The sequence below is a fragment of the Halodesulfovibrio sp. MK-HDV genome (assembly GCF_009914765.1).
Lineage (GTDB): Bacteria > Desulfobacterota > Desulfovibrionia > Desulfovibrionales > Desulfovibrionaceae > Halodesulfovibrio.
Genome location: NZ_WYDS01000008.1, coordinates 39711 through 65794 on the forward strand (window position 1 = coordinate 39711; position 26084 = coordinate 65794).

The 26084-nt window shown below is 44.9% G+C and carries 18 protein-coding genes and 1 pseudogene; 12 read left to right on the forward strand and 7 right to left on the reverse strand.

What is annotated here, in order from left to right; translation table 11 throughout:
• Positions 1-165: 165 nt before the first annotated feature.
• Together lptD and MKHDV_RS07900 are read left to right on the forward strand one after the other, a co-directional pair.
• Complete coding sequence (gene lptD, locus MKHDV_RS07895) at positions 166-1773, forward strand: LPS assembly protein LptD (RefSeq protein WP_160714024.1); 1608 nt, start codon at positions 166-168, stop codon at positions 1771-1773.
• Between the two features lie 297 nt (positions 1774-2070).
• A complete protein-coding gene (locus MKHDV_RS07900) occupies positions 2071-2754 on the forward strand; it encodes a carbonic anhydrase (protein ID WP_160714026.1) in 684 nt (227 codons plus the stop codon).
• A gap of 808 nt (positions 2755-3562) precedes the next feature.
• Here the strand turns inward: MKHDV_RS07900 and MKHDV_RS07905 are convergent.
• The 5 genes from MKHDV_RS07905 to MKHDV_RS07925 all read right to left on the reverse strand — a co-directional run bounded on the left by MKHDV_RS07905 (position 3563) and on the right by MKHDV_RS07925 (position 9699).
• Complete coding sequence (locus tag MKHDV_RS07905; RefSeq protein WP_160714028.1) at positions 3563-4795, reverse strand: L-serine ammonia-lyase; 1233 nt, start codon at positions 4793-4795, stop codon at positions 3563-3565.
• Positions 4796-4807: 12 nt separating this feature from the next.
• A complete protein-coding gene (locus MKHDV_RS07910) occupies positions 4808-6109 on the reverse strand; it encodes a TRAP transporter large permease (protein WP_160714030.1) in 1302 nt (433 codons plus the stop codon).
• Positions 6110-6643 carry a TRAP transporter small permease gene (locus MKHDV_RS07915; protein ID WP_160714032.1) on the reverse strand — a complete coding sequence of 178 codons (534 nt, stop codon included), beginning with the start codon at positions 6641-6643 and terminating at the stop codon, positions 6110-6112.
• Positions 6644-6736: 93 nt separating this feature from the next.
• A complete protein-coding gene (gene dctP / locus MKHDV_RS07920; protein ID WP_160714034.1) occupies positions 6737-7762 on the reverse strand; it encodes a TRAP transporter substrate-binding protein DctP in 1026 nt (341 codons plus the stop codon).
• 494 nt (positions 7763-8256) lie between these two features.
• The gene (locus MKHDV_RS07925) at positions 8257-9699 is read right to left on the reverse strand and encodes a sigma-54 dependent transcriptional regulator (protein WP_160714036.1); all 1443 of its coding nucleotides are present in this window, start codon (positions 9697-9699) and stop codon (positions 8257-8259) included.
• A gap of 324 nt (positions 9700-10023) precedes the next feature.
• Between MKHDV_RS07925 and MKHDV_RS07930 the strand changes: the two genes are divergently transcribed.
• The 4 genes and pseudogenes from MKHDV_RS07930 to MKHDV_RS18905 all read left to right on the forward strand — a co-directional run.
• Positions 10024-12468 carry a response regulator gene (locus tag MKHDV_RS07930; RefSeq protein WP_254060437.1) on the forward strand — a complete coding sequence of 815 codons (2445 nt, stop codon included), beginning with the start codon at positions 10024-10026 and terminating at the stop codon, positions 12466-12468.
• A 1-nt stretch (position 12469) separates the two neighbouring features.
• Positions 12470-13441: an HAD-IA family hydrolase gene (locus MKHDV_RS07935; protein WP_160714038.1), complete on the forward strand. Its 972-nt coding sequence runs from the start codon at positions 12470-12472 to the stop codon at positions 13439-13441.
• A 30-nt stretch (positions 13442-13471) separates the two neighbouring features.
• Positions 13472-13726, forward strand: a complete 255-nt coding sequence (locus MKHDV_RS19180; protein ID WP_160714040.1) for a redoxin domain-containing protein — start codon at positions 13472-13474, stop codon at positions 13724-13726.
• A 12-nt stretch (positions 13727-13738) separates the two neighbouring features.
• A pseudogene (locus tag MKHDV_RS18905) lies at positions 13739-14122 on the forward strand (peroxiredoxin-like family protein); the annotation flags it as partial.
• A 234-nt stretch (positions 14123-14356) separates the two neighbouring features.
• Here MKHDV_RS18905 and MKHDV_RS07950 read toward each other — a convergent pair.
• Complete coding sequence (locus tag MKHDV_RS07950; RefSeq protein WP_160714044.1) at positions 14357-15937, reverse strand: sigma 54-interacting transcriptional regulator; 1581 nt, start codon at positions 15935-15937, stop codon at positions 14357-14359.
• A gap of 538 nt (positions 15938-16475) precedes the next feature.
• Between MKHDV_RS07950 and MKHDV_RS07955 the strand changes: the two genes are divergently transcribed.
• Complete coding sequence (locus MKHDV_RS07955; RefSeq protein ID WP_160714046.1) at positions 16476-17522, forward strand: efflux RND transporter periplasmic adaptor subunit; 1047 nt, start codon at positions 16476-16478, stop codon at positions 17520-17522.
• Positions 17523-17527: 5 nt separating this feature from the next.
• Complete coding sequence (locus MKHDV_RS07960) at positions 17528-20569, forward strand: efflux RND transporter permease subunit (RefSeq protein WP_160714048.1); 3042 nt, start codon at positions 17528-17530, stop codon at positions 20567-20569.
• Between the two features lie 190 nt (positions 20570-20759).
• On the opposite strand, the gene MKHDV_RS07965 is transcribed toward MKHDV_RS07960, so the two are convergent.
• Positions 20760-22130 carry an amidohydrolase gene (locus MKHDV_RS07965; RefSeq protein WP_160714050.1) on the reverse strand — a complete coding sequence of 457 codons (1371 nt, stop codon included), beginning with the start codon at positions 22128-22130 and terminating at the stop codon, positions 20760-20762.
• Between the two features lie 512 nt (positions 22131-22642).
• Between MKHDV_RS07965 and MKHDV_RS07970 the strand changes: the two genes are divergently transcribed.
• The 4 genes from MKHDV_RS07970 to MKHDV_RS07985 all read left to right on the forward strand — a co-directional run bounded on the left by MKHDV_RS07970 (position 22643) and on the right by MKHDV_RS07985 (position 25624).
• A complete protein-coding gene (locus MKHDV_RS07970) occupies positions 22643-22810 on the forward strand; it encodes a hypothetical protein (RefSeq protein ID WP_160714052.1) in 168 nt (55 codons plus the stop codon).
• Positions 22811-22854: 44 nt separating this feature from the next.
• Positions 22855-23676, forward strand: coding sequence for a transporter substrate-binding domain-containing protein (locus MKHDV_RS07975; RefSeq protein ID WP_160714054.1), 822 nt, complete (start codon positions 22855-22857; stop codon positions 23674-23676).
• A gap of 209 nt (positions 23677-23885) precedes the next feature.
• The gene (locus MKHDV_RS07980) at positions 23886-24896 is read left to right on the forward strand and encodes an amino acid ABC transporter permease (RefSeq protein ID WP_160714056.1); all 1011 of its coding nucleotides are present in this window, start codon (positions 23886-23888) and stop codon (positions 24894-24896) included.
• Positions 24893-25624 carry an amino acid ABC transporter ATP-binding protein gene (locus MKHDV_RS07985; protein WP_160714058.1) on the forward strand — a complete coding sequence of 244 codons (732 nt, stop codon included), beginning with the start codon at positions 24893-24895 and terminating at the stop codon, positions 25622-25624. The genes MKHDV_RS07980 and MKHDV_RS07985 overlap by 4 nt, the downstream gene beginning before the upstream one ends.
• The last annotated feature ends 460 nt before the right edge of the window (positions 25625-26084 follow it).

Below are 26084 nucleotides of genomic sequence, written 5' to 3' on the forward strand. Positions count from 1 at the left end.
CCCGTCTTTGGTATTCCGTATTTTGTTCTTCCTGTAAAAACCCGTCGTGAATCCGGATTTCTTCGTCCAGACTTCGGCAGCACAAGCCGATTAGGATTCTGGGCAACTCTTCCATATTTCTTAGCTATTGATCAAGAACGCGACTTGACTGTCTATTCGCAGTACATGAGTAAACGTGGTTTTATGCCGGGTGTTGAATATCGCTCGCGTACTTCTAAAGAGAATCAAGTTTGGATGCGTGCTGATTGGCTGAATGATGCCATCACAGTTGATGATGCTGCTGACGCAAGCGACTTCGGGTATGATGGACTGTTGCGTACCAATGAGAACCGATACTGGGTTCGTGGTATGTTTGGCGGTGAATTTGCTGATCCACGATGGAAATTCAAAGCAGATCTAGATATTGTTTCTGATCAGGATATGCTTAGAGAGTTTAACTCAACAACCGCTGGGTTTGATGACTCACAAAGTGCATTGGAAGAGCGTTTTGGTCGTTCGTTGAACGATATTAGTGACCCAATTCGTACAAGTAGATTGTTGTTTACTCGTGACTGGAACCGTTTTGGTGCTGCGTTGCTTGGTGAATATAACCAGAACTCCGCATTGGGGCATGGGAATGATAAGCATTCTACTGATACCACTCTTCAGCGTTTACCAGAATTTGATACATATCTTTTCAAGAACAGAGTGCCTGGCTTAGAAGCGGTGCCGCTTACATTAACTGCAGATTTTCAGTCCGTACAGTTTGCCCGCGAAGAGGGTACTGACGGTAACCGTATTGATGTTATGCCGATGATTGGTCTGCCAATTGTTACTTCCTACGGTACAATTACTCCTGAAGTCGGAATGCAACAGCTTTGGTATAACACTGGAGAGCGTGATCCTCTACCAAGTGCCAACGGTGATGATAGTAGGACTAACCGTACTCTTATGAAATATGGCGTCACTGGTTACACAGAGCTTGCTCGAGTTTATAGCTATGATCGAACTTTGGCTATTACTCAGGAAAATGCAGGCAAATCAGAAATTATTGGCCTTAAGCACGCTATTCAGCCTCGCTTTGAGTACCGACATGTTTCTGGTAGCAACTTGAGTGATACCCCTATGTATGATTTCGTAGATAGACTTGGTAATGAAGAAGAACTTATCGTTTCGCTCGTAAACCTTATCACGAGAAAACAAGCCGCTATTGTATCCGGAAACGAAGAGAAGGGTCTTGATCCTTCTGTCTCAACTTCTTTTGATGAACTGTTATGGTTCCGCCTGCTTCAATCTTATGACTTTGAAGAAGCAAAGCGTGATGAAGAAGTCCTTATTTATGATTCAAAATATGAACGCCGCCCTTGGAATGACTTAGAAGCTGAACTTCGCTTTTACCCTTGGCGTTATGTTACATTTTCTTCCCGAACATTCTATTCATACTACGATAACCAGTTGAATCGTCATGATCATACACTGACTTTGACTGCGCCTGACTATGGCGAAGTTTCAACCGGCGTTGATTTTAGAAATAATCTTGAGACAAACAAAGATTTTGCCGGAACAGATTTAGAAGATCTTAATGTTTGGAAAAATACTTTGGCTGTAAGCTATTTTAATCCTTTCAATTTTGTAGCGTACTATGAATATGATTTTGAAAATAATGAGACATATGAGCAAAGTTATTCTTTGATTTATAATCATCAATGCTTTAGGTTGATCTTCAAGGCAAAATTCACGCCGTTTGATGACAGCTACAAAATGTACCTTGAATTACCGGGACTCACTTTCTAAGATTTGAACTTAGCAGAGCGTCCTTCAAATGAAGGACGCTTTTTTTGTGTCTGAAGGCATACAACAAATTAGCCAGATTAGTATTTGGTGGTTGTCTACTGTTAATCATAAGGGTATCACAACGAACTTTTGCATACTGAAACTTGCGTTGAGTAGAGATTTTGTTCCCCAATGAGGGTTGGGAAACTTTTTAATATCCTGCCGCAATAACAAGAGGATCGTATGCAAAAAGTACTGTGCTATACATTGGCAATTTGTTGTATGATGTGTTTCACAATAAATGAAGCGAGGGCGAATATGCGCGATAGAACTCCAGAAAGCGCGCTCAAGGCCTTGCAAGAGGGGAATAAGCGATTCGTTTCAAACGAATCGGCACACCCGCGCTCGAGCTATGAGCATACAATTATGGCTAAGGAGCTTGATCAGAACTTCCACGCGATTGCGACTGTGGTAGCTTGTTCTGATTCCCGTGTGCCTGTCGAACGTATATTCGATGTCGGTATAATGGACACTTTTGTTGTCCGTGCTGCCGGTAACGTTATCGGTATCGATCAAACAGGATCAGTAGAATACGGTGTCGGGGTTGTAGAAACTCCACTACTCGTCATTCTCGGGCATACGAAATGTGGTGCTGTACAGGCGACTATTGATAAGTTGGCTGGCGATAAAGCCGAGCTTACTCCGAGCATCCATGCGATTCTCGCAAGAATTAAACCTGCTGTTGTTAATGTTCTTAATAGAGAAACTGAACTGAAAGGACAGAGCGTCCTTGATGCTTCTGTTGAGCAGAATATTTGGCAGGGATTGCATGACTTATTCATGCAGAGTCAGCTTATTCGCGATAAGTATACTAATGGTGATGTGAAGATTGCTGGTGGTGTGTATGACTTGCATACTGGCGATGTTCGCTGGCTTGATGAAAAGAATATATCGGACGTTTTCGCCGGTGTTCTGTTTGAACTAAAGAATAATGTGAAGTAGCTAAGATCACCGCTTGTTTTAACGAGTGGTTATGCCGTTTAGTTGCCATGAAAAAAATGAAAAGCCCACTGGTTACAGTGGGCTTTTCTTGTTTGTTATAAAATAAATTACAAAAAAGTTAAAAGCGTACGAGGAAGGTTTTTGGGTAAAAAGTGTAGAATAGTCAGAGGGTTGTATTTCGGGTAATGGTTTGCAGGTTAATAAGTACTCATTATCGGTGTCAAATGTGCTTTTGCAGGTGTTGACTATTTTGAAAAGATAGGGCTAAACAGGATTTACAGCAGAAATGACATTTTTGAATAAAATTCATGTTTTGTTTTATTCCTGCGCTAATTTTTTAGACAAATTTGTTGCCTTTAGTTGTTTGCCCTTTCTATGTGGTGGAATCTGAATACGACGTGGCTGATTAGTTCTCAGCAATAACGGACGGTAGAAGCAAACATCTACAGGCTGCACGAATAATAGTTAGTACAAGTTCAGCAGACTTGTATTAATGCCAAATCATGCCCATGCAAGGGGCTGAAAGCTAACTCTTCTCGCAACGTTGAGTGAGCCAATGGGGGAGACCGGTGAACCATCACCGGTCTCATTCGTGTTTTATGGACTTTCATGAAAGCTTTTAGAAGTTCATTTCTGAGTACTTTTCAAGTTTGTCATTCCTGTCATATTCCTCGCAGTCTTTTATCAGACGTCGCAATCTCTCTTGGTCATATCCAATTCACGTGCAAAAGCGCCAACGGGCGGATGATCCCGATGGCGCCTTTGCGTGCTCTATATGTCTTAGGTAACCTAAGAAGTGTATCTTTTATTAGTCGCAGCCTTTGCAGCCACGACAGGACTTTCTGTCAGCATAGGCAACAGCAAGCCCGCCGGTAGAGGTTTCACGGTAGAGACTCGGGAGGTCATGACCGGTTTTGGTCATAACAGCCACTACTTCATCAAACGGAATATGATGGGAGCCGTCTGAGAAAAGGGTCATCTCCGCGAGAGAAAGTGCACGGGTTGCCGCACAGGCATTACGTTCAATGCAGGGAATCTGTACTAGCCCGTCAACTGGGTCGCAGGTGAGTCCTAAGTGATGCTCAAGACCCATTTCTGCGGCATATTCAATTTGCTTGATGGTGCCACCTAAAAGCTGGGTGGCAGCCGCAGCAGCCATGGAACATGCAGAACCGACTTCACCCTGACAGCCGACTTCGGCGCCGGAAATAGAACCGTTGTGCTTGATGACATTACCGAAGAGTCCGGCAGTGGCAAGAGCGCGCAGTATATCTTTTTCCGTGGAGTCATGATGTTCTTTAAGATACCGCAAAACGGCAGGGACGATACCGCATGATCCGCACGTCGGTGCTGTAACAATGGTTCCGCCACCAGCATTTTCTTCTGAAACTGCTAAGGCATACGCTGTCACAAGCCCTGTCTGCTGTAATACGCTTCCGGCAAGTTTACTTTTCTTGAGGTAGTTCCATGCTTGACGGCGTAAACCGATGGAACCCGGAAGTACTCCCTGATTGGAGAGTCCATTCTCAATAGAGGTGGACATAACTTCCCAAATCTCTTTGAGGAAGTCCCAAATTTCCTTTCCTTCACAGTTCTCGACGTATTCCCAGTAGGTAAGGCCAGCATCAGAGCAATGCTCCATGATGGAAGCCATATCCGTGAGATCGTAGACTGCCGGAGTGGTTTCTCCTTCAGAGCCCGGTTCGCATAACGCGCCACCCCCTACTGAGTAAACGGTGTAGTCGGCGGTTATGTTCCCATCAGCATCCAAAGCCTCAAAAATCATTCCGTTCGGATGGTCAGGAAGTTTGTCCTCTGGACGCCATACTATCTCGGTACGTTCTTCACCGAGAACTTGTAGGATGGCCCAGTCTGTAAGGTGGCCTTTGCCTGTGGCACCCATGCTTTCAAACAAATGTACTCTGTAACTTGCAGCCTGTGGATGAGCGGCTAAAAAGCGTTCTGCAGCAAACTTTGGTCCCATTGTGTGTGAAGAGGAAGGACCAAGGCCGATACGATATAATTCTTTGATGCTCTGCATAAGGACTACTCCTTAACCCATGGCCAGTTTAACAAGCCAGAGTGATACTTCTGGAATGTAAGTGGTAATAATCAGTGTAGGCAGCCATGCAAATAGAATCAGAATAATGGTCGGTTTAAGCATTGTGTTTACACGGGCACCGGATATTCGACCGGAAAGGTAAAGCAATGGTGCCGTTGGTGGTGTAACGTTCCCCATACCGAGGTTAACACCCATGATGGCAGCAAAGTGAACTGGGTCAACACCAAGTTGAGTTACGAGTGGCAACAGCAGTGGAGTACCGAGCAGAATACCGGAAACGTCGTCCATGAGCATACCCATGATGAGCATGAACACGTTGATCATCATAAGGATGACATATTTGTTTTCGGATACAGAAGTAAGGACAGACATTACCTGAGAAGGTAGATCTTCCATAATGTACAGGCGGGAAAGGATCATAACCGCAAAGGTCATAGCCATAATAACGCCTGTGGTTGTTGCTGATTCAATAAGAGTCTTCATGAGGTCGCGTGCTTTAAGCCCGCGGTATACAAACATAGCAACAGGGATAGCATACAGTACAGCAACCGCAGCAGCTTCTGTAGGAGTCATGATACCGCCGTAGATACCACCGAGGATGATGACAGGCATCATGAGTGCTGGAGAAGCCTTAACACTCTTTTTTACAAAGAGTTTACTTGTGGTTGCAAGGTCACCGTGATCTGCAACTTGAATATTTTTGTTGTTACGCAGCATGTACAAGTTAACAAGGCTGAGCAGAGTAGTAAGGATAAGACCCGGAACAAATGCTGCGAGGAAGCAGGCCAGAACGGACTGGTTACCCATCCACGCGTATAAAATCATAAGCATGGAAGGTGGAATAAGGATACCAAGTACGCCGGAGCTTGCGAGGAGCGCCGCAGCATGTCCGGTAGGGTAGCCTGCACGCTTGAGCTTAGGCATCATGATGGAGCCGATACAGGATACGGTTGCGGAAGAAGAACCGGATACTGCACCAAAGATAGCACAAGTGATAACGCATACTACGCCAAGCCCACCGCGAATACGACCGGCAATAACATCGACAACATCAATAAGCTTGTCCCCGATGCCCCCCTTGTCCATAACACCACCTGCCATAATAAAGAGCGGGATGGTTAGTAGAACAACAGAGTTCATTTTTGCAAAGCCGTATGGCAGCAGGAAGCTAGGATCGTAGCCACCCTGAAAAATTAAGTATGCAGCAGAGCTAAAGAACGCAAACGGAATTGGCACGCCGATGAACAGTGTAAATACCAAAATAGCGATTGCTATTGCGATAGGAATAGACATTTAAAAATCCCCCGAGCAGCCGAATCTGTCGCCTTTAATAAATGCGATAAGATCCTGTACGAAATATGTGACATGGTACAGAGACATGAGAACAAAACCCAGACCAACTGCAGCTTGTGGAATAAGCATTGGCAGGCGGAATACAGGGGATCTTGGGTTCATTACCAGTGCCCAGGATACAAATTGTAGTGCCCAGACGGTAAAGAGTATGCACACAGCACAGGTGATGGCATCTTTTAGGAGAAGAACTGCACCTCTAAGGTGCGGGTTTCGGATATAGCAGGAGAGCAGGTCTGCTGAAATTTGGCTTTTTTCGCGACTCCCCTGTGCGGCACCCATAAAGTAGAGCCAGAAGGCCAGCATAGAGATAAGTTCTTCAGAACCGTAAAAGTCAGAGCCGAAAATATAGCGAATCATAATGGTGTAACAGATCATGCAAACAATAATGATGCTGGTGCTTGCCATTACAAATTTTTGGAAAAGGCCAAGTCCTTTCCACGGAATGCTTAGAGCATTTAGAAGAGTTTTATTCATCTTGTGTGTCCCTTGAACTACTCAGAAAAATTCGGCGGTGCGGTATACCGCACCGCCGTGTAAGGTTAGAGCTTAGTTAGTAGTGCTGTCTTACTAGTAAGAAGCTTTAATACCGTTGAGGAGTTCAGGAGTGAGGTTCTTTTCAAGACGCGGCCATGCTTTTGCACGAACGTAGTCTGCCATCTGCTCAAGCTCCTGGGTGGTGAACATAATAACTTCGATGCCTGCTTCAGAAAGCTTTTTACGGTACATTTCGTCTTCGCTTTCAGCCATAAGGAATGAATTCTGTGATTCATCACCAAATGCAGTTGCAACGATTTTCTGATCTTCTGGGCTCATGCCTTCGAAGAGTTTTTTGTTCATTACGTACTGAGTAGACTCAAAGTTAACGTTGTACTGGTAGTACTCCTTAATTACATCGCGGAAGCCGAGGTAGTTAAGGTTTGGAGGGCCACCGAGCCAGCCGTCAACAACGCCGGTCTGCAATGCAGAGTAGGTGTCGGTGTAAGGCAGGGAAGAAGTACGGAAGCCGAGTTCTTCTGCGCCGAATTTAAATACGTCGAGACCAGGTACACGGATCATGAAGCCTTTTTCTACGCCAGGTTTGCTAGCATTTTCAAGCGGCTTAACAGTACCTACGCCGATGAAACCTTCACCGTAGTAACCAAGGAATTTTACGCCGAGAGCGTCATGCATTTTTGCCATTTCTTTCGGGAGAAACGCATCCTTATCGTATACCTTACGAGCCTGTTCATAGTCTCGAGCAATATAAGGAAGGAAGCCTACACCGAGACGAGCGTCAAACTGGTCAGGTACGGTGATGTGGGCGATGTCAATGGAGCCACGGATAATTTCTTCATAAAGCTGGCTTGCATCACCAAGCTGGTTAGCTGGGTAAATTTTAACTTCGATGCGGCCATCAGTTTCTTTTTCGATACGAGCTTTAATGCGCTCAGCTGATTTCTGAGCCATGTGTTCTGTTGGATGCTGGGTAGCAAACTTAAGAACAACTTTTTCGGTTTTCTTACCTGTAGGTGCTGCCTGATCATCGCCGCCGGTACATGCGGTAAGACCAAGTGCAGCTGCAAAACAAAGCATAAGTGCAGCAATACGTTTCATTACAGTAACTCCTGAAAAATTTTGATAAGACTCTGAGCTCTCTCAGAGCACTCCTCTCAAGTGAGTGTGTCTCCTCACGGACTCTTTCTTTGCTTGGAGTGTGCCATGTTTACAAATCCTCATGTTTCTAGCCAGTTGGTTTAAATGTGAGGTATTACCTTTGGAAAAGTAACATGAAATATAGAATTAAATGTTCACAAAAGCGGGACAGTCTGTCCTTTGTGTTCACAAAAACGGAACACTGAGTTCGATCTTAGGAGATTTAGAATTTGTTATATGTGATAATTTGCTGTCTATGGTCTGTAATGAGGCTGTATGTAGGGTGATGCAGTGTGTTGTTAGTGGGTTGAAAGTAGGTATTTCTGCTTTCAAAATGGTGGGAGAGTAAGTTTTTGAGAGAATTCTGTTTGATTAAACAAACAAAATGTTCCGTAAAAGTGAACAGTTAGCTGTTTCTCGCTCACTCTTTGGTAGGGACAGGTCGTAATGTAGGACTATTTGGAGATATCGTGTTCTTTCATCAGAACATAAAGGCGGGTGCGTGACAGGCCGGAAAGTTTACACGCTTCTTTAATGGAACCATTGGCCTGACGGATAAGATTTTCAAGGTATACCTTTTCAATCTGTGCGATGCAGGTAGTACGAAAAGCTTTGAATGCAGGGAACTCATCACTGAAGAGGGATGAAATAACATCTGCAGGCACTGGTTCCAGCATGCTGGAATCGTTCTTCTCTTGGAAAGGTGTTTTTTGTTCCGCAGGGCGTAGCATTTTACCGGCAGCACGTGCACGGATGTCTACAGGAAGATGCTCAGGATAGAGCGTTGGTTCGCCTTTTGCACGCATAATAGTACGTTCAAGTGTCTGCACTAGTTCACGAACATTGCCCGGCCACTCGTAATGCATAAGTATGGCGATGAGCTCATTTGAGAGCGTTTTGGTGGAAGTGCTGTATTTAGCGCATAGCCGCGCCGTGTGGAATTCTGCAAGTGCCGGAACATCTTCAAGACGATTCCGTAGAGGCGGGATTTCCATGGAACAGGATTTTAGTCTGTAATACAGGTCTGTTCTGAATGTGCCATCTTCGCACATTTTTTCAAGATTACGGTTTGTTGCTGCAACAAGGCGGAAATTACTTGTTTTTTCAGAAGTAGACCCGATCGGACGGTAGCGTTTTTCTTGCAACACGCGCAGGAAAGCAGACTGAGTAGGAAGAGGCAGCTCGCCAACTTCATCTAAGAAGAGAGTTCCCCCGTCTGCTTGTTCGATAACACCCTTCTGGGATGTGGTAGCTCCTGTAAATGACCCTTTGATGTGTCCGAAGAGTTCGCCTTCCACAAGATTTTCAGGAATAGATGCACAGTCGAGAACCACAAAGGGGCCTTCTACGCGATTGCTATTTTCGTGAACAGTGCGAGCAACAACTTCCTTACCGGTGCCAGTTTCACCAGTGATAAGGACGCTGGCGTCACCAGTGGCAGCTACGGAAAGGTTTTCCAGAACAGAATGTAGGGCGGGGCTGTCACCAATGAGCGATTTTCGTTTGATAATGCGTTCAGACCATTCTTTGTTACGCTCGCGGAATCTAAGCGCGCGTTCCATAGAAAAAGTAATCTGCTTTAAGCTGCTTCCCTTTTCTATATAGTCCCAAGCTCCGTTTTGAATCGCAAGTTCTGCGCCGTCAGGGTCGCCTGCACCAGTGATAATGATTACGTCCGGCTGTCCTTTAGAGGAACGAATACGCGGTAGGGCGTCCAGCCCGCTACCGTCTGGCAGACGTACATCAAGAAACACAAGGTCGAATGACTCGCTTTGCAGTACCATAAGACCGTCAGTAAGATTACTGGCGGTGGATGGTGCATATCCGCTGTCTTCAGCCAGTTGTGATATTATGTCGGAAATGTTGGGGTCATCATCAATGATCAATATACGAAACATCACGGCTCCAGCGTTTCTCAAACTCTGTGCGATGCGAAAACATATAGAAGTACTGTAGACTCTACATTAGCTTTTATATGGAATATGCAATCTGTAAGGCAAGCTTTAGTAAACGACAGTACTGTATTAATCAAGCTATCTGAATATAATACGTCATACGATGCAAATGTACAAAAATGAAAAATAGAACGGTAACGCAGACTGTTATAGAAGTAGTATAGATAGTTAGTATGCAATACCAGTAACCTTTTTACAAAATATATTGTTATGATTAGTAAACTCTTCTCTTCTTTGCGAAAAGCAAATCCGGTGTATTTGGTGCTCATGTTAGTGTTGGCACTATGTGCGACGTTTCCGGTGTATTTGTATTTATATGAAAATACACGTCTTACTGATCCGTTGTCCGACACAGAACGAAACTGGTTGGCAGAACTCGACCGTCCTATCGTACTCGCGGTGACACCGGATACGCGCCCGCTGGAGTTTGTAAATGCCAGGGGCGAGTATCAGGGGATGGTTGCAGATTACATGCACCGAGTTGCTGAAGATCTAAACATAGAGTTTGAAGTGGTAGAGACTGCGAATATGCAGGAACTGCTGAAGCTTGCGAAAGAACGAAAAGTCGATGTGATTGCGGCGTTTGCGGGTAATCCTGCCAATACTGACTTTATGCTGTTTACGAACCCATATCTTGAACTGTCCACAGCTATTCTTGCGAACAGAAGCGAGAAAGATCCACTTACGCTTTCCCTCATAAGTGAAAAGAAAATGGATTTGGCACTTCCTAAAGGGTATGATGTTCTTTCTTATGTGGAAAAATTTTATCCTAATATCCATGTTCAAACCACATACAACTATCTTGCCGCATTATTGCACGTTTCGTTTAATGAAATTGATGCAACCATCATCTCCCTTCCTCAGGCGAGTTACTTTATTGAAGATAAAGGAATCACAAACCTGCGTGTGGCGGGATATACCGACTATCGCTTGTATTATCGAATGGGTGTGCGTTCCGATCTGCCTATTCTTGCGGACATACTTCAGAAGGCTTTGGATAGCATCACGCCAGTTGAACGACAGCGTATTTTAAAACGCTGGGTTCACCTACAGCAGGATTATCTCTCCGCGTTCATGTCCAGTCGTTTTCTCTGGTACATTATCGTCAGTGTCGCATCTTTTACCATTCTTGCCTTTGTGGGAATTATCCTCTGGAACAGAACATTGCGCCTGCGCGTGAATGAACGAACGAAAGAGCTGAAACGGGAATTGCAAGATAGAACTCGTTTTCTGGCGGCATTGGATCAGGCAGAAGACGGCATTTTTATTTTGGATACAGAAGGCATCTTAGAATATGTGAATGCGTCCTTACTGCACCTTACTGAGTATACAGAAGAAGAAATGCTTGGACGGCATATCTCTTTGTTACGAGGGAAAAAACACCCGCAGGAATTTTTTGAAGATTTGTGGACTGTCTTGCGTAGCGGTGCTGTATGGCGTGGTGAAACTGTCTATGTAAAGAAAACCGGTGAGGAAATTGCTGCGGAAGTTACAGCGACCCCTGTTTTTGATGAAGCAGGAAAGCTAATAAACATTATTGAGCTTATTCGTGATGTCACAGAAAAGCGGAAGATGGAAGAACATCTGAAGCAGAGTCAGAAGCTTGAGGAATTGGGCACTTTGGCTGGCGGTATTGCGCACGACTTTAACAATATTATTGCAGCAATCTCCGGTTATGCAGAGCTTGCGTTACCTTCAACAGATGAGGGAAGCCGTGCGCACATAAATCTTGAGCGGATTCAGCAGGTGGCTGAAAGGGCGCGGGCAATGGTGCATCAGATTCTTGTCTTTTCCCGTCGTCGAAAAGCGGAGCGTGTACTTGTAAATGTCTCTGCAATGGCAGAAGAGGTCTTACAGCTTCTTCGTTCCTCATTACCTTCTACCATTGAAATAAAGAGTACACTTTCCGATGACTGCACGGTCATGGCAGATGCCAGTCAGTTACATCAGGTTGTAATGAACCTTGGAACAAATGCCGGATATGCCATGCGTAGAAACGGTGGCGCTCTCAATATTACAACATCCAATATGCAGCTATTCTCCGAAAAAGCTCGCCTGATGGGATTACCAACTGGGCAGTATGTTTCTCTGACTGTGGAAGACACAGGCGAGGGGATTTCAACGCAGAATGTACGGCGTATTTTTGATCCGTTCTTTACCACCAAGCCTAAGGGTGAGGGTACAGGAATGGGGCTTTCTATGGTACACGGTATTATCACCAGTATGCGTGGTCATATTGCAGTGGAGAGTACTGAAGGCAAAGGAACAAGCTTTGTCATCCTTCTTCCGTACAGCAAAGGGGAGCAGGCAGAAAAAGGAACAACAGCTGCACTTATTACTGACGGTGACGGAAGCATAATGCTTGTTGATGATGAGGTTGATCTTGTTAATGTCTATTCCGAGGCACTGAACGATTTAGGATACGATGTCCGTTCGTTTAGCGATCCATCCGCAGCCCTCGAAGCATTTCAGACAGACCCGTATGCATATGACCTTCTTATTACTGATCAGACAATGCCAAACCTCACAGGTGATAAATTGGCAGCTGCAATCCATGCACTGCGACCTGAAGTGCCAATTGTTTTATGTTCCGGCTATTCTGATGCCATTGATTCCATCACCGAAGGAAAGAGTGGAATTTGGAAGGTACTATTAAAACCTTTTGAGTTAAGAGAATTAGCTAGAACGGTGCAGATCTTACTACGAAGATAGTATGAAATCGAGCCGCGCAATCAAAAAAACATCGCTGGCGATAGTTGGCTGTGGTATTGTGAGAGCTGATTTAGAAGATAGCGAGATGACAGGAGTAGCAATGCACACCCTTGTTTTTGATGTATACGGAACCCTTGTCGATACAACGGATATCATTACGCTGCTTGAAGTAAAATTGGGCGAGCGTGCTGCTTTTTTTGCCAAACAATGGCGGAATAAACAGCTGGAGTATTCGTATCGAATGGGATTGATGCGATGGTATAAGCCTTTTTCGCAGTGTATGCGGTATGCTTTTGAGTATACGTGTGAAGAATTCTGCGTTTCGTTTACAGCCGAAGAAAAGGAAGCTTTATTCCTTCGTAACCTGTCGCTTCCGGCATTTGATGATGTGTCGACCGCTATGCCTAAGTTTGCTCTGACCGATGCAGATTGTTTTGCTTTTAGTAATGGTACAGCAGCGGATGTGAATGCCGTGCTGACGTATGCCGATATTCACCCTTATTTGCAGGATGTAATAAGCGTAGACCCGATCAAAATGTTCAAGCCATCGCGTATTGCGTATATGTATCTGGTCGAAAGTATTGCACGCTATAAGGCCGGTCTTGAGAATCCAGACGTAGTTAAAAAGCAAGGAAATGAGGCGGCAGACTCTCCTTCGCAAATATCAGATTTGAATGCTCCAGAACGTGGTTGTTTGCATTATGTAGAATCCGGTATGGACGACGAGGACGAATCAGATACCCATTCTCAGGGGAGCTCTTTGTCATTACCAGACTTGAATACGGTCTGGCTCATTTCTTCTAACCCGTTTGATGTTATCGGCGCAAAAGTTGCCGGATTACAGTCAGTGTGGATTCGTCGTTCAGCCTCAAGTGTTTTTGACCCATGGGGCGTTGAGCCGACCATTACTGTTGCTAATCTGACAGAGCTTTATGACGTGTTGCGATACCGGAATGTTATTATCCCAATGTAGTGAAACACACAGTGAAGAAGGGACATAGACATGGTTGAAAGATTATCAGAGAAACTTGACGCTCGAAGAGAAGAGTTCACAAAGATGGCTCCTCCTTCAGCTCAGGAAGTGATGAAAAAGTCTGCACAACACCTCAAGGATTCAGGTCTTCTTGATGGTGCTAAGCATGTTGGAGATCGGGCTCCTGATTTTGTATTAAAAAATATTCAGGGTGACTCTGTGGACTTTGCAACACTGCGCAAAGACAGACGCGTGGTGATCTGCTTCTATAGAGGCGGTTGGTGACCATACTGCAACCTTCAGTTGAAGGCATTGCGTGATGTTCAAAAAGATATCGAAGCCCGCGGCGCAACCTTGATAGCCATCTCACCTGAGTTGCCTGACAACTCGCTTTCCGATGAAGACAAGCTTGCGATCCCGTTTGAAGTATTGACTGACCCAGATAACGGCATTGCCCGTCAGTTCGGGATTGTTTTTTCTTTAGATGATGCGTTACGCGATACATACAAGAGCTTTAATCTTGATCTTGAAAAAGCGAACGGCAACGACAAATGGGAACTGCCGATTCCGGCTGTCTATATTATAGATACGGACGGAAGCATTTTGTACACATTCTTAGATACGGATTACACCGTCCGACTCGAACCATCTGAAATTTTGTCTCTGCTTGATACTCTCTAGCAGAGCCGTTGTCTGAAAAGTCTCTCGATAGGCCAACAGCTATAACGAGCTTTAGTCATAAGGCACAACTTTGATTGAACCGTTCCTTAGGCTGGATTTGGTAGTGACATGCCTTTTTGTCACTTAATCGGGAACGCAGAGATGGATATCCTGTCCATCAAGACAATAATACGAAAGTTTTTGTAATAAAAAACATCCCCGCTTGTGCTGATGTATAAGCGGGGATGCTTTGAGTTATCTTTTTTTACCGAACGAAATGTCAAGCTTACGCATCCTATGGCGCAGGGTGGAGGCGTTGATTCCCAAAATCTGGGCGGCTCCTTCAGTTCCTTCAATCTTACCCTTACAATGACGCAGTGCTTTTTCAATGTACATGCGCGTCACCTCATCCAACGTAGGAAATGTTCCCTGTGTCTCTAGAGTCACGGACGTTGCGGCGGGAAGTGCTGTGGGCGCGATGTTGTACGTGGTTTGAGGAAAGGACCCTATGGTGGTTTCTGGTGAGGTCAACGTTGAGAAGGTTAGGGGAGCGCCTTGTCCTAAAATTATCTGGCGCTCAACAACGTTATGCATCTCACGCACGTTCCCCGGCCAACGGTAATTGGTCAAATTTTCTATTCCTTCGGGAGTGACAGCTGGTTGCTGTACCCCAAGCTTTGCAGAACAGCTGTTCAGGAAGTGGGCAAGCAGTAATGGAATATCCACTTGGCGTTCACGTAACGGCGGAATAACAACTGGAAATGTGCTGAGTCGGAACCATAAATCTTCGCGGAATTTTCCTTCGTTCACCAGCTTTTTTAAATCTCTGTGTGTGGCTGCAACGATTCGGGCATCAATGGGTATTTCAGTGTCACCGCCAACGCGTTCAATGGTTTTTTCTTGCAAAACCCGAAGGAGTCGAACCTGAGCATCCGGCGGTAGTTCGCCGATTTCATCAAGAAGTAATGTGCCACCGTTGGCTCGCTCAAAGCGACCTTTGCGCTGCTGTGCCGCACCAGTGAATGCACCTTTTTCATGTCCGAAAAGGACGCTGTCTACGAGAGAATCCGGAATAGCTCCACAGTTGACCGTGATGAACGGTTTGTCGCGTCGGGGAGACATGCGATGCAGGGCGTTTGCCAGTACTTCTTTACCAACACCGGTTTCTCCTAACAGCATAACCGGCACATCTGTGTTTGCGACTTGAGAGATCATATTCATGGTCGTTTTCAAGCCTGTGCGTGCGCCGATAATGGTCTCACCAGCTTTTTTGGCGAGCTCTCGTTGCAGGAATTTGTTGTCGTCCTGAAGTTGGTCCTTAACGGCTTTTAATTCATCGAATTTAAGCGCGTTGACCATGGCAATGGCGAGTGGGTCGCCAAGGGAAGATAGGGCTTCTATTTCTTTTTCAGAAAAAGCATACGGCTTGGAGCGTAGGAAAGTAGCTACACCAAGGAGTTCTCCATCAATACGTAGATAACAAATGACACCGGAAAAATGTTTATGCCCTATACGCTTGCTGACTTGTTGTGTGATCTCTTCGTCGGAAGAGTTTGCAGTATATCCAGAAAGAATAGTCTCATCTGCAGCCTCAACCATGATTCGATCATGGACTTCTTTACTGATAACAAGGTCTGCAATAGGGCGTGTTTTGCCTTCATGTAATGAAATAATGTTATGCAGGATACGATTTTCATCATCGTAGATGTCAAAACCGATCGTGTTTACAGGTAAATTTTCTTGAAGGTATTGGTAGAGGTTGGAAATTGCATTTTGCAGATCAAGCGTTGAACAAATGATATTCGTCACACTTCTAAAAAAGTCTGGTGGTGGCATAGGAGCCCCTTTTTATCTATCGTATGTGATAGTTTTCTTCTGTTCTGTTAAATATAACAGGCGTACTGTCAAATACAACAGTTATAGATGATATAAAATAACTTTAAGAAGTAACTTGCTGTTTTTTCAAAGTTATTTTCTTGGCACGCAGCTTGCTAAATAAATATGCTGCCGAACCAAATAAATCTGCACATTATCACCAAACTTGTTTCACCGTAATGACTGCTTAATGTTGGTTTTTTATCTAATGCCTCTACGAAGCAATATTTTAAAAAGCTAATGGTCATTGAGGCAGAAACAACCAGTAAAAAGACCTTCGGCAGTGTTTAATTATTACGAACCAAGATGTTATGGAATGACCAATCTATATCATTCGTTGGTTTAGCCTTATAAATTCATGACTTCAGAGTAATTCTTTCGAGGAGCATTATTCTGCATTTGCTGGGGAGCATTTCATGGAAAAGTTTAGAATTAGAAGTTTAATTTTTGTCCTTGTTGGACTCGCATTGTTGGTTCTTCAGGCTGTAATGCCGAAGAAATGACAAAAGAAGCAGTCGTTATAAAACCAGTAAAAGCTGTAGTTGTAAGCGGGGGAGCTGAGTTTGTAGAACGAGCCTTCCCGGGAACCGTAGTTGCCGGTGAGAAAGCTGAAATAGGCTTTCGCGTTGCAGGTCAGCTCAGTGAAATTATAGTAAAAGCCGGTGAGCGCGTGAAACGTGGACAGGTGATCGCTACATTAGATACCAGCGATTTTCAGACTCAGTTGAGAGGGTTGGACTCACAGTTGCTCGGTGCCCGTGCATCGTTGCAGGAGGCTGTTCTCAACTTTAAACGTAACTCTGTGTTGCTGAAGGACGATATTGTTTCCAAGGCAACATATGACAGCGCCAGTAGTGTTTTTGAAAATGCACGTGCACAAGTGAAAAACCTTGAGCAGCAGCGGGAACAGGCTCGTCTTAATTTAGAATATACAGTGCTGCGTGCGCCGTTTGATGGTGTGGTTGCACAGACATATGTAAAGAACTTTGAAAACGTGCAGGCGCAGCAACGTATTGCGCGCTTGGACGATGTTAAAAGCCTTGACGTAGAAGTTGAGGTTCCCGAATTGGTTATCGCTATTATTCGGGCAAATTCTTCAATGCTCAAAAAGCCTTCTGTTCGTTTTGCAGCAATGCCTAACAAACTGTTCCAAGGTGAACTTAAAGAATTTGAAACTACTGCTAACGAACAGACACGTACCTACACAGTGACAGTTTCCTTGCCACAGCCCGATGGTGTGAGCATCTATTCCGGCATGACCGCAGAAGTTATCGGGTACTTGCCGGGTAATACAAACAGCAAAATTGAAGGTGTCCGCGTACCGGTTAATGCCGTTGCTGTAGATAAAGACAATACGCCGTTTGTATGGGTTGTTCAGAAGGATAGCACCGTAAAACGTGTTTCTATTGAACTTGGAGACATGTTGCAGGAGCAGTATATTCTGAAGTCGGGTCTTGATTTCGGTATGCAGGTTGTGACCGCAGGTGTGCACTACCTTAAAGAAGGACAACCTGTGCGAGTGCTGCAGGGCGAGATTGGAGAATAGCTGTCATGAGTCTTGGAGAATGGGCGATTAGTAAGCGCGTAACTACGCTTACTATCACTGCAATACTGATTGTTGGGGGGCTTTTCGCATACCAGTCCATGGGGCGATTAGAAGATCCGGAATTTACTATCAAACAGGCTCTGGTAATTACCACATACCCGGGCGCTACAGCAGAAGAAGTCACTGAAGAAGTCACAGATAGACTGGAAAGTTCTATTCAGCAGCTTGGACAGCTCGATAAAGTTACATCTGTATCTATTCCGGGAAAATCCATTATTACTGTCGAAATTAAAGACAGTTATGACAAAGAAACCCTGCCTCAGGTGTGGGATGAATTACGAAGAAAAGTTGGCGATGCTCAAGGTAACTTACCTCCGGGCGCCAATTCCTCAGTGGTCGTCGATGACTTCGGCGATGTGTACGGGATTTTATATTCCATAACAGCAGACGGGTATTCATATAAAGAATTGCAGGACTACGTAACCTTTTTACGTAAGGAACTGCTCCTTATTCAGGATGTTGCAAAAGTAACTGTTTGGGGTGAACAGCAAGAGGCTGTGTTTATCGAGATGCCGCGCGCAAAATTGCGTCAACTCGGTGTGTCAGCTCAGTCCATTCTCGATGCTCTTAAACAGCGGAACCTTGTTTCCGATGCCGGTAACGTTCATGTCGGTTCTGAATACATTCGCATATCTCCATCCGGCGGAATAACCTCTGTCGAGGCACTGGGTGATATTTATGTAACGGACGAAGGTTCTGGAAAATTAGTATATCTGCAGGATCTTGCGACCATTACGCGTGGATATATCGAGCCTTCTACAAATATTATGCGACAGGGTAGCACTCGTTCGCTTGCTGTCGGAATCTCTCTGGCTTCAGGCGGTAACATTGTAGATCTTGGTGATCGCGTTACCAAATGCATTACCGCATTAGACAATTCTACGCCTGTCGGGTTTGAAATTAAGCCTGTGTACTTTCAGCCGGACTACGTAACCAAAGCGGTTGATGGTTTTGCGGTCAGTCTGCTTGAAGCTGTAGGTATCGTAGTAATTATTTTGATGGTCTTTATGGGCTTGCGAAGTGGCTTGCTCATTGGTGCCGTACTGTTAATCACCGTTTGTGGTTCATTCATTTTTATGAAGATGATGGACATCCAGTTACAAAGAATTTCACTCGGGGCGTTGATTATTGCGCTGGGGATGCTGGTAGATAACGCCATTGTTGTCACGGAAGGCATGCTCATACGTATTCAGCAAGGTGAAGATAAGATAGCGGCAGCGCGTAGTGTTGTTGCGCAGAACATGTGGCCGCTTCTTGGTGCAACTGTCGTAGCGGTTTTGGCTTTTGCTGCAATTGGTCTGTCTTCTGACTCTACCGGCGAATATTGTGGTTCTTTGTTCTGGGTATTACTCATTTCATTGATGCTAAGTTGGGTAACAGCTCTGACCATTACGCCGCTCTTTTGTGAGATGTTTCTTCATAAGAGTAAAAACGGAGCGGGCGTTGATCCGTATGGCGGATTCTTATTCAGGGTGTACCGTAAATGCCTGAGAGCGTGTTTGAACCATCGCTGGCTAACTGTTGGTACGTTGCTCGTAATGCTGTTCGCCTCTGGCTATGCCATGAAGTATGTTGATCAGATGTTCTTCCCAGCATCAACGCAGCCACAGTTCTTTATTGATGTGTGGAAACCGGAAGGGTCTGATATAAGCTCTGTTAGCAATGATTTGAAAGTGCTTGAGAAAAAACTGGCGCAGGATGAGCGTGTAACGTTCACCACTACATTTGTAGGTGCTGGCGCTCCTCGTTTCATGCTGGTTTACAACCCAGAGCAAAACTATCCGAACTATGGTCAGATTATTGTGACAATCGAAGATTATCACAATATTCCGAAAATGATCGACGAATACAGAGCATATACGAGTGAGACATTCCCTGAAGCGTTCTTTAAGTTTAAAAAAGTACGCCTTGGTCCGGGGCGAGATGACCCTATTGAGGTGCGTTTTTCCGGCCCAGATCCAGAGGTGCTTCGTGCTCTTTCTCGTGAAGCTCAGAATATATTTAGCGAAAACAGTAACTCTCGTGGGATTCGCGATAACTGGCGTCAGAAAGCAAAAGTTGTTGTTCCAGTGCTTAATGAGCAGGCTGTACGTCGTGCAGGGCTAGATCGTCCTGATATTGCGCAAGCGCTTAAGGGTGCCTACGTTGGTGTGCCAGTCGGAATATATCGCGATGGCGACACATTGCTTCCGATTGTTGTACGTCCACCGGAAAACGAGCGTTCTGATGTAGGGTCTGTGAATTCTATTCAGGTTTTCAGTAAAGTTTCAAACAGCATGGTTCCTTTGGGACAGCTTGTTTCAGAATATAAAACTGAATTTAAAAATAATGCATTACATAGACGTAACAGAAAACTCACTATTACCGTTTCGTGTGAAGCCAAGATTGGACTTCCGACGGTCTTGTTTGAAGAAATGCGTCCACAGATTGAATCAATCAAGCTTCCGGCCGGCTACGCTATGGAGTGGGGCGGTGAGTATGAGGATTCAACCGATGCACAGGCTGGTTTATTTGCAACCATCCCTACAACCATCGTACTGATGATTATAATCACTATTGCGCTCTTTAACTCCTTAAGAGAGCCGTTAATCATTTGGCTCACAGTTCCGCTGGCAATTATCGGTGTCGCCTGGGGACTGTTGGGTGCAGGCCAGCCATTCGGCTTTATGGCTCTGCTTGGTTTCCTGAGCCTCATGGGGATGCTCATTAAAAACGCAATTGTGTTACTGGATGAAATCAACCTGCAAATTCGTGAAGGTAAAGAGCCGTTTGCAGCTGTACTAGACGCCTCTGTAAGTCGTGTTCGTCCTGTAATGATGGCAGCCAGTACGACAGTACTTGGTATGCTTCCGTTGCTTGCCGATGCATTCTTTGTATCAATGGCAGTAACTATTATGGCAGGTCTTACCTTTGCAACAGTGTTGACACTGATTGTAGTGCCGACGCTTTACGTAATTCTGTTCAAGATCCGTGAACAGGTAGCATAATGTATGAAGGGCGTACCCCTTGGGGTACGCCCTGATAACGGTTTCCTAATCTTGGAGCCACAAAATTTTTTTCCCACCATGCACCTTGCAGTACTAGGGATAGTAACGCTCCCCCTTAGTTGTTACGTTCTCCTCGAGCCCTATTCTGCAAAAAAAGCCCATGTGAATAATCACATGGGCTTTTCGTATGTTATCGAACGTGGACAACGGGGAAGCGCGGTTTAAGCGTAATGCCTGCCCGTTCCCTGATGGCGTCTGCGTGTTGTTGTGCATCTTTCAGCAGCGTTTCTTCATCAAAGGTAAGAATTTCTTTGTCCTTCATTAACCATTTACCGTCACACATGGTGTGGGTAACATTTGTTGAATGCATGGAGTAGACAAGGCTGGATACAGGGTCGTGTACAGGCACAGATCCGGGCATAAGTGATGGCTTGATAATCGCAAGATCTGCTTTTTTGCCTACGCTTAGTGAACCGATCTGATCTTCCCAAAGCAGTGCTTTTGCACCGTTGACTGTTGCCATTTCCAGAATGGTTTCTGCGGGAACAGTCGTTGGATCGAGGGTACGACCCTTATGGATAAGTGCAGTAAGGTACAGTTCGTCCATCATGTCCATGCGGTTGTTGCACGGTGCGCCATCTGTTGCAATGGTTACGCAGATCCCTTGTTTAAGCATTTCCGGCACTGGAGCAAATCCCAGTACGCGCATAGCTGCACCCGGATTGTGGGAAACTTTTACATTGTGCTTGGCGAAGAGGGCAATTTCATTTTCTGTAAGCCATACTGTGTGCACTGCAAGAAAGTTAGGGCCGAGTGCGCCGAGTTTGGCGAGATGCTCAACCGTTGTTGCTCCGCGTGTTTCACGGACAAATTCTACTTCTTCCTTAATCTCTGCCACGTGCATGTGGACGCCGACATTCAACTCATCTGCAAGTTTTTTGGTGCGTACTATAAGTTCATCTGAGTTGTTGAAGATCGTGCGTAACCCGAACCAGCAGCGGATACGGTCATTTTCGGCACCGTTCCAGCGTTTGATGAGGTCGAGCTGGATATCAAGAGTTTCGTCTGTTGTTTCCTGTCTGTCTTCAGGGATACCTTCACCACAGTCCATGGTGGAGCGGGCAAGGATGCCGCGGATGCCGGCTTTGGTGACGGCACGTCCCATTGCATCAACGTGCTGTCCTCCCGGTTCTGCAAAACAGGTGACACCGGAGCGGATAAGCTCTGCACAACAGGCAAGAGCGGAAATTTCTACGTCTTCTTCGGTCATAGCCAGCTCATACGGCCAAGTGCGTTCATGCAGCCATGTGAGAAGGTCAACGTCGTCACCGAGCCCGCGACCTAGCTGCTGACACAGATGCACGTGTGTGTTGATTAGGCCGGGAATAACGATGGAGTCTGTGCAGTTAATGACTTCTGCATCAGGGGCAAGATCGTGCGGAGCAATTGCGCCGATAGCGGTAATGCGGTCATCAGTAATGAGAATGTCGCCGTTGACGAACATTTCTCGATTTTCGTTCATGGAAAGAATGAGCGCATTGCTCAAAAGTACTTGCGACATGTGTCCTCCGCGAAGGGATCGTTCATAAAAAATATGCTGTTTGGAACAAACCTTTGCAGGGAACAGCATCGAAAAGTCACGAGGGCAATATGCCCGAGAGTGCATACTGTCAATTCAACATATAGTGAGACATTGTACGAGACATATTGGGGTAGAATAAAACAAACCAAGCCTGCTCCAACGCAAGAATAATGCGGATCAGCGCGTTTTGGAGTGGACGTTAGGGAGTGAATATACTACACATATCAATCGGCAACCAAGCTGCGGGAAACAGCCGTTGCCGCCGGTGTCGGACCTATATGCTGTACATATCTTAATTGTATGATTGCAGTGTACTAGGAGGGAATCCGATGTGGCTTTTATTTGGTTAACCATTGAAGAATGACTTGAAGCAGAAAGGCTGTTTGTGAAGCTTGATTTTATTCAAGTTTTACATATATGTTAAAAGCGTTGAAGGGAATGCCTTTAGCGTAATGCTTAAGTGTCATTTTTTTTGTAAGGAGTTAGTAGGTATGGGACGAGTACTTAAAGATCGTTATAAGCGTGAGTTCGTTGAGGTTATATGTCCAATATGCCGTAAAACTCAAATTATCGCTGTTCCCGAAGAGCCAATGCCGAAATGCGACAAGTGCAAGCGGGAGATGGTCATTAAGGAAGTTTTGACCGAAGGGAAATACTAACTCTTAGTGGTTATATCTTTTTTATTTATTATGGGAGAATAGGGATGAAATTTGTAAAAGTACTTATGGTGCTCGCATTAACTTTAATGCTTGCTGCACCAGCTTCTGCGGCTGATATTGAAATTGCTAAGAAATCCACAATCAACAAAATTCTTAAAAGTGGCGAACTTCGCGTTGGTTTTGACGCAAGTTATGCTCCTTTTGAAATCACTGATAAAAGTGGCCGTTACATCGGTTTTGATATCGATCTTGGCAAAGAGCTCGCAAAATCTATGGGCGTGAAATTTGTGCCGGTTAACACCGACTTTGACGGCATTATCCCTTCACTGCTCTCTAATAAATTTGATGTTATCATCTCCGGTATGACTCTTACCCAGCAGCGTAACCTGCAGATCGGTTTCTCCGATGCATATTTCCTCATGGGGCAGGGCGTTATGGTTTCCAACAAACTTCAGGGTAAAATTGCTCGTTACAAAGAGCTGAACGATCCTAAGTACGTTGTTGTTTCCCGTCTTGGTACTACCGGTGAAGAAGCTGTTAGAAAATACCTGCCAAAAGCAACCTACAAATCTTTTGAGAAAGAAGTAGACTGCGGCATGGAAGTTATTTCCGGCCGTGCTGATGCTTTTGTTTTCGACATTCCTGCTCTCGAAAACATCGCTTCTGTTCAGGGTAAAGGCAAAGTGTTCGTACTTAACGATCCTTTCACCTTTGAGCCTATGGCAATTGGTTACAAACAGGGCGACCCTGATTTTGCTAACTTCCTTAACAACTTCATCTTCCAGTTTAAAAACGACGGTCGTTACCAGCGTCTTTACGACAAATGGTTCCGTTCTGAAGCTTGGAAATCCCAGTTGAAGAAATAGTTTTTTTTGTCTACTAAGGGATCGGCTTTGGCCGATCCCTTTTATTCCGCTGTCACGCTCACCTGTACTACAGGGACAGTGTATATACTTGAAGGCAAAGCTTCCTTCTGATTTCATGGCCCGCTGTGGTATACACAGCGTGATATGAAGCCGGAAGGTTTACTGTTTTATGGAACTTGTTTGTAACGTGTTGAGATAAGGATACGCAGATGATGAATTATACAGGACTTGATCGTCCTAAAAAGCCGAGCTATTTCCTGTTTTGGAAAGCCATGTTTGTGGCAATTTGCCTGTTTGGTCTCGGCTTTATTTATGCTGCTGCAGATTTTGTAGATTACAACTGGCGCTGGGAACAGGTGCCTCAGTATTTCTGGCTTGATAAAGATCTTGAAGTTCGATCTGAAGCTGAAGGCGAAGTCGTTAAGATTGATAAAACAGCTGCAGGTTATACACTTGTTGTTCAAGATGGCAATTATGACGAAGTCGTTCAGTTGCCACCTCATGCCAATATTTTCATGGTTGAAGGTGATTACGTATACATGGGTGATACTCTTGCTGAGTATCGCGTAAGTCAGCCGGGTATTTTGCTCGAGGCTACCTTCGTAACACTGAAAGTCTCCATGCTTGCTATTATCCTTGGCATTGTCGTGGGGATTCTTTCCGGCCTGATGCGAATTTCGGAAAACCCTTGTTTGCGTTGGCTTTCCATCACGTATGTTGAATTTATTCGTGGCTCACCATTACTTGTTCAGATCTTCCTCTGGTATTTTGTCGTTGGATCTCTTGTCAATGCCATGCTTGATAAGATCGGCCTGAACGCAATCCCTGCATTATGGTACGGTGTATTTGCATTGGCTATTTTTACCGGTGCGTATGTGGCAGAAATCGTTCGTGCGGGTGTACAGTCAGTCCATCGCGGTCAGAGCGAAGCTGCGCGAGCACTGGGTTTGAGTGGGCCACAGGCTATGCGCAAGGTTATTCTTCCTCAGGCATTTCGTCGTATTCTTCCTCCGCTTGCGGGACAATTTATCAGCCTTGTCAAAGATTCTTCACTGCTCGGCGTAATTGCTGTGCGAGAACTCACCAAGGCGACCCGAGAAGTTATTAGTTCGTCCCTTATGTCATACGAGCTGTGGATTTCCTGTGCTATTATGTACCTTGTTCTTACTTTTGCCCTTTCTGTGGCGATTCAGTACCTTGAAAGGAGAGCGGTTCGATGATCAGCGCGATGAATGTTAATAAGTATTTCTACATTCCAGAAGAACTGCATGCTCTTAAAGATGTTTCTCTGGATGTTGCAGCGGGCGAAGTGCTTGTTGTTATCGGCCCTTCCGGTTCCGGTAAGTCAACCTTCCTGCGTTGTCTGAACCGTTTGGAATTTGCTAACAGTGGCTCCATTACCATTGAAGGCACCGAAGTTCTTGATCCTGACTGCGACATTGACCAAATTCGTGCAGAAGTTGGTATGGTGTTCCAGTCCTTCAACCTTTTTCCTCATATGAGCGTGCTTGATAACATCACTATGGCGCAGATGACTGTGCGCAAGCGCTCTAAGAAAGATGCAGAGAAAAAGAGTATGGAGTTGCTTGAAAAAGTTGGTCTTGCACATAAATATAATGTGTATCCGGATCAGCTTTCCGGTGGTCAGCAGCAGCGTATTGCTATTGCTCGTGCATTAGCAATGGACCCTAAGGTGCTGCTGTTTGACGAACCTACCTCCGCCCTTGATCCGGAGATGGTCGGTGAGGTTCTTGATGTTATGAAGAATCTTGCAAAAGAAGGCATGACTATGGTTGTTGTTACTCACGAAATGGGCTTTGCCCGTGAAGTAGCTGACCGTGTTGTGTTTATGGATGCCGGCATGCTTGTTGAGCAGGGTACACCGGAGCATTTCTTTACGAAGCCGGAACATGAACGCACCAAATTATTCCTGAGTCAGATTTTATAACATATCTGCAAGTTGGATGATTTTTGATAAAGAAAAAGAACGAACTCAATTTGAGTCCGTTCTTTTTTTTTGCAATTTGTATGTGCTCAAGCCGTAATGCTAAGCTAATAGTTTCCGCACTAGTTTTGTATGTAATTGTGAGCGTGTTAGATTTTTACTGGTTGAAATAAAATATTCGTTAAGTTTATTAGGTTGCTACGAAAACTGTTCTTTCATTTTTTTTTTACTATTTTAGTAGGAAAGTAACAAAAACGTGTATTGTTTTTGTTGTAAATTTTCACTAGGATAGCAAACTGGATTAAGGTTGATATAGTTGTTCTGGGTTGCAAACGGTGAACGCTGTTATTGTCAGTTAAAAACAGTACAATAATAAACTGTTGAGCCTCAGTGCTTGATGGCAGTATGTTTTGTCGCAAGTGTTACTGACCTAACGTAATGTAATACTGCACAGCCTTATGCG